The 4,905-nt window shown below is 47.5% G+C and carries 8 protein-coding genes; all 8 read right to left on the reverse strand.

Going from position 1 to position 4,905, the window contains the following annotated elements; all coding sequences use genetic code 11:
* On the reverse strand, positions 1-172 hold a 172-nt coding region (gene spoIIIAC, locus C1T29_RS14650), incomplete at its 3' end, for a stage III sporulation protein AC (RefSeq protein WP_208945472.1).
* A gap of 22 nt (positions 173-194) precedes the next feature.
* On the reverse strand, positions 195-710 hold the full coding sequence (gene spoIIIAB, locus C1T29_RS14655; protein ID WP_020452145.1) for a stage III sporulation protein SpoIIIAB: 516 nt from the start codon (positions 708-710) through the stop codon (positions 195-197).
* Positions 704-1,627: a stage III sporulation protein AA gene (gene spoIIIAA, locus C1T29_RS14660; RefSeq protein WP_023855174.1), complete on the reverse strand. Its 924-nt coding sequence runs from the start codon at positions 1,625-1,627 to the stop codon at positions 704-706. Before spoIIIAA ends, spoIIIAB begins: the two co-directional genes overlap by 7 nt.
* A 91-nt stretch (positions 1,628-1,718) precedes the next feature.
* Entirely contained in the window at positions 1,719-2,000 is a 282-nt protein-coding gene (locus C1T29_RS14665; RefSeq protein WP_003183412.1) for a YqhV family protein, read from the reverse strand.
* A gap of 162 nt (positions 2,001-2,162) precedes the next feature.
* Positions 2,163-2,720, reverse strand: a complete 558-nt coding sequence (gene efp, locus C1T29_RS14670; RefSeq protein ID WP_020452147.1) for an elongation factor P — start codon at positions 2,718-2,720, stop codon at positions 2,163-2,165.
* Between the two features lie 31 nt (positions 2,721-2,751).
* Positions 2,752-3,813, reverse strand: coding sequence for a M24 family metallopeptidase (locus tag C1T29_RS14675; RefSeq protein WP_020452148.1), 1,062 nt, complete (start codon positions 3,811-3,813; stop codon positions 2,752-2,754).
* Positions 3,814-3,828: 15 nt separating this feature from the next.
* On the reverse strand, positions 3,829-4,266 hold the full coding sequence (gene aroQ / locus C1T29_RS14680; protein ID WP_020452149.1) for a type II 3-dehydroquinate dehydratase: 438 nt from the start codon (positions 4,264-4,266) through the stop codon (positions 3,829-3,831).
* A gap of 79 nt (positions 4,267-4,345) precedes the next feature.
* A complete protein-coding gene (locus tag C1T29_RS14685) occupies positions 4,346-4,882 on the reverse strand; it encodes a YqhR family membrane protein (protein ID WP_020452150.1) in 537 nt (178 codons plus the stop codon).
* Positions 4,883-4,905 lie beyond the last annotated feature (23 nt).

The following is a 4,905-nucleotide window of genomic DNA, read 5'->3' on the forward strand; positions in this document are numbered from 1 at the left end:
GGAATAGATCATCGACAACAGTAGCCACCATGAACAATATATAAATGAATCCTAAAAGCGTGACCCATTGGGCATATTCCTTCTTCCCCATTTGATCCAGTATGGTGTGAAGAAAAGCGACGACGATCCCGACGCCGGCAATTTGAAAAATAATATTTACGTCTACTCCCATTTCGTGTATGCTCCCCTCTTCATTACATCAATAGAAGAATCAGCAGCAGTCCCGACAAGAACCCAAGGCTCTTCACCATTTTTTCATTTTTCGCCTGGGCGAGATTTGCTTCAGCTTCCTCTGTCTCTAAATGGGTTAACGCCAGTTTGATATGTTTTTGCTGAGAAATCAGATCATGACGGCCAAGCGTTTCGCCGAATTGCCGTAAAATCTCGTATTCTTTCTTTTTGAGAGCCGTTTCGGGCCATACTTTCTCCAAGCTGTCTTCCCATGCCGTCCCCGCTGAAGCGCTGCCTTTTTCCAGCTGTTCTGCAAATGTCTGAAACAAAGAAGCTATCGGCCCGGAAAGCTGGTGTGCGATCTGCTTTGACGCCTGAAGGAGCGGTGTGTGCCCGTACATGATTTCAGCCTCTAAAGACTGCAAAGCGGCCAACAGCTGGCGGATTTGCTTCGGTCTATCCCTGAAAGGCTTCGCCATTTCAAATCCTGTCCATGTGGCTGCTGCCAAAATAAGCACGGCACCTAAAAGCTTCAGCATAATAACATCCTCTTCGCCGCACCGAGCGGCTCTCCATTCCCGTTCAAGATGCGGCTCAGGCTGCCGGGACCGTTCTTTCTGGATAGTTCCACGATTCTCTCAAAAACCCGGTGCTCCTGAAGCATTTTCAATGATGGACGCCTGGCGATATCGGCATATGAGGAGCCGTGAGCCGAAACGATGACAGACACCCCCGCATGGACCGCTTCCAAGAGCGCTTCTGCGTCTTCCATTCTTCCGATCTCATCGGCGATCATAACCTCCGGACTCATCGATCTGATCATCATCATCAGGCCTTCCGCTTTTGGACAGGCGTCAAGGATGTCTGCCCGGTCGCCGAGCCGATATTGCGGGATACCGTTTACACAACCTGCGATTTCAGACCTTTCGTCGACGATTCCCACCTTTTTGGCAGACACGTTGCCGCTCCCTGAGCTGATCAGCCTGGCGAGATCTCTGAGCAGTGTTGTTTTTCCGGTTTGCGGCGGACCGATGATCAGCGTGTTCAGCCACGAGTTTTGAAATAAATGAGGGACATACGGTTCGGAAATGCCGATTTTTTCTTTGGCAATGCGGATATTAAATGATGATATTTCTCTGATTCCTTTGACTGCTCCGTTTTCGACGACAACCCGGCCGGCAAGCCCCACGCGGTGTCCGCCTCTGATCGTGACATATCCTTTTTTCAATTCCTCTTCCAGTGTATACATGCTGTAATTTCCCAGCCTGTTTAAAAGAAGCGCCGAGTCTTCAGGCGTCGCCGCATAAGGGAGAAAGCGTGGCTTTCCTTTGTTCACCAGTTCGAGCGGACGACTTGTCCGAATCCGAATTTCTTCTATCTGATTGATTTCATGGTCGCCAAAACCGTTGAGCGCGCGTTTGATCGTATCGGGGAGAATCTCTGTGATGTGATGCAAAAACACTCCCTCCTCTTTTTGCTTGTCTTCTATAAAAATGTATGATCAACGGAAGACATTATGACAAGTCGGTCTCTCTTATCATGTGTCACTATTTATAGATCCCCGCGATGATCAACACCACTCCCATAAAGATCAAAATCAGCTTTGCGTAAGAAAGCTGCCCTGCAATCTGATAGATGCCGATTGTCATTGTAATAATAAAGATGAGCGGTCCGACCATCGCAAGCACACTGTTGACCGCCACGGCTTTTCTGACGTCGTTTGTCAAAAGCATTACGACAGCCGCCGTCAGTTCGATCAAAGATGATACCACTCTTAACGCAGCCATTGTCAAAACCGTCGGATTGACTTGTCCAAAGAAAAGCTTCATGATCTTAAACCTCCAGTAACACATCCTCTTTTTTTACAATCTATGCTCCTCATTGAAAAAGTAGTCTTCCGATTTTTCTATTTGGCCTGTGAGAGGTAAAAGATTTCAGACAGCAAAAAAAGAGCCGGCTTCAATGAAGCCGGCTCTTTCCCGCTGTTACTCTTATGCTCTTGATACGTAAGATCCGTCAGAAGTATTGACAACAAGCGTATCTCCTTCGTTTACGAAGAACGGCACGTTGACAACAAGGCCTGTTTCTGTTTTTGCCGGTTTTGTTCCGCCTGAGGCTGTGTCGCCTTTAATGCCCGGTTCTGTTTCCACAACTTTCAGTTCAACTGTATTCGGAAGTTCGATTCCGATCGTCTCTGTCTGATACATCATGATGTGGACAGACATATTTTCAAGCAGGAATTTGAGCTCGTGTTCGATTTGCTTCTCGTTCAGCTCAAGCTGCTCGTAAGATGTCGTATCCATAAAAACGTGCTGGTCGCCGTTGGCATACAAGTACTGCATCGTTTTTGTTTCAATTTGGGCGCGTGCCACTTTTTCACCTGCGCGGAATGTTTTTTCCTGAATCGCGCCTGTGCGAAGATTTCTCAGTTTGGAGCGGACAAATGCCGCACCTTTTCCCGGCTTAACGTGCTGGAAGTCAACAACGCGCCAGATGCCTCCATCTACTTCAATCGTTAATCCTGTACGAAAATCGTTTACTGAAATCATGATTATCCTCCTATTGCTCCAATCAAACGGATTATAAAATAATTAATTCTTTCGCGGAATGGGTAAGGGATTCGTTTCCTTCCTCTGTCAGGACAATATCATCTTCTATCCTGACCCCGCCTTTTCCCGGTATGTAAATTCCCGGTTCAACCGTTACAACCATGCCTTTTTCAAGCATCTGGTCCGAACGTGCTGAAAGCGCCGGACTTTCATGAACTTCCATGCCGAGGCCGTGGCCTGTTGAATGACCGAAATACTCGCCGTAGCCTTGTGAAGATATGTAGTCCCTTGTATAAGCGTCAGCCTGTTTCCCGGTGATTCCTGGCTTGATGCTCCGCATGCCGATAGCCTGCGCCTCAAACACGGTTTGATAAATGCGTTTCAGCTCATCATCCGGCTCTCCTACCGCGACCGTACGCGTTATGTCCGAGCAGTAACCTTTATAGTAAGCCCCGAAGTCCAATGTCACAAGGTCGCCTTTCTCAATCGCTTTGCCGCTTGCCACTCCGTGCGGCAGACTTGAGCGTACGCCTGATGCCACGATCATATCGAAGGACGAATGATCCGCTCCCTGGCTCCGCATGTAAAACTCGAGCTCATTGGCGACTTCAATTTCGGTGATGCCGGGCTTTATGACCGTCAGAATATGGCTGAATGCATCATCTGCAATCTTTGCAGCTTCCTTTAATATCTTAATCTCTTCACTAGACTTAATCAAGCGCAACTTTTCCACAGATTGAGAAACAGGAACGAGTTCAGCTGCGCCAAGCTGCTCTTTGTAGGCGGCATACGTTCCGTATGTCATTTTATCCTGTTCAAAACCGATTTTGTTTATCCCCATCTCTTTGATCACTTCGGCGGCCTTTTGAACGATTCCGCCGGCATGCTGAACAATGTCAAAGCCTTTGACTTGATCTTTCGCCTGTTCTGTATAGCGGAAATCTGTAATAAAGACCGCTTGGTCGCCGGAGATGACCGCCAGTCCTGAAGATCCGGTAAATCCGGTGATGTACCGCAGATTAACGCTGCTCGTCACCAAAATCCCGTCAATACCCAAACCGCCGAAAAGCTCTCTCAATTTGTTTAGTTTCATTGTCCACTAGTCCCCCTATTTGTTATTTGCGTTCATAAAATAACAGATGGCCAGCTTATAACCTTCAAAGCCGAGTCCCGTGATCTGGCCTCTTGCAACCGGAGCGATGACCGAGCGGTGCCGGAACTCTTCCCTCGCATGAGGGTTTGAAAGATGGACCTCAATCACCGGTATGCTGATTGCTGCCACCGCATCGCGGATGGCATAGCTGTAATGGGAGAAAGCCCCCGGGTTCAGGACAATTCCATCGTATTGTTCCTCTGCCTCATGAAGAGCATCAATCAGGTCCCCTTCGTGGTTTGATTGAAAAAAAGTCAATTCAATCTGAATGCCTTCGGCAAATTGAAAAAGTTTTTGTTCCAAATCAGTTAATGTGTCTGTACCGTATACATCGGGTTCGCGTTTTCCAAGCCGGTTTAAATTCGGTCCGTTCAATATTAAAATATGCGGCAACTCTGCCTCCCCCTTCTCATCACGCAAAAAAATGTCCACTTACAGTGAACATTTTATCATATTGCTTCCTGATCAGGCACTATTCTCTTGTTTCTCCAAGGGCCCGCGTCAACTTTTCAGAATTGAGCTCATTGTATTCAAACGAAATGGAATAGCCGACGAATAAACCGTAAAGTAGGTAAATGCAAAGCGTCGTCACAACCGTTTCCCTCTTTAATTCAGCCACAGTCTGAACATCTGGGAACATCGGATTGAACAGGTAAAACACGACAGCCCACAAAACGGCTCCATATACAATGCCTGCCCACATGCCTTTGACCTGCTTCAAAGTGCCGTAGTAAAGCAGGGCAGCTCCGATGGAAATAACACCGATCAGCAGGATGCTGATAAACGTCCCGAGAAATCCGTTTTTCCAATCGCCGATGACAAAAGGCTGGAGAATCATGTTTGCATTGACTTCGGAGAACTTAAAAAGGTACGCAAGCTCACCGAGTGCACTCCAAAGCACTCCGCCGACAAAGCCAGTCGTGATCACCCTTCCGATGAAAGTCATCGGAGTTTCACGCTTATTTTGCTCAAGCTCTTCCGGCTGTTTTTGATTGTCTTCATTACCCATACAGTCCAGATCACCTCCATTTC

This window comes from Bacillus sp. MBGLi79 (assembly GCF_002953915.1).

Excerpts from the sequence above, each read along its gene's own strand:
- C1T29_RS14675 (WP_020452148.1), bottom strand. The coding sequence starts at position 3,813 with ATGAAACTAAACAAATTGAGAGAGCTTTTCGGCGGTTTGGGTATTGAC.
- C1T29_RS14665 (WP_003183412.1), bottom strand. The coding sequence starts at position 2,000 with ATGAAGCTTTTCTTTGGACAAGTCAATCCGACGGTTTTGACAATGGCT.
- C1T29_RS14685 (WP_020452150.1), bottom strand. The coding sequence starts at position 4,882 with ATGGGTAATGAAGACAATCAAAAACAGCCGGAAGAGCTTGAGCAAAAT.
- spoIIIAB (WP_020452145.1), bottom strand. The coding sequence starts at position 710 with ATGCTGAAGCTTTTAGGTGCCGTGCTTATTTTGGCAGCAGCCACATGG.
- efp (WP_020452147.1), bottom strand. The coding sequence starts at position 2,720 with ATGATTTCAGTAAACGATTTTCGTACAGGATTAACGATTGAAGTAGAT.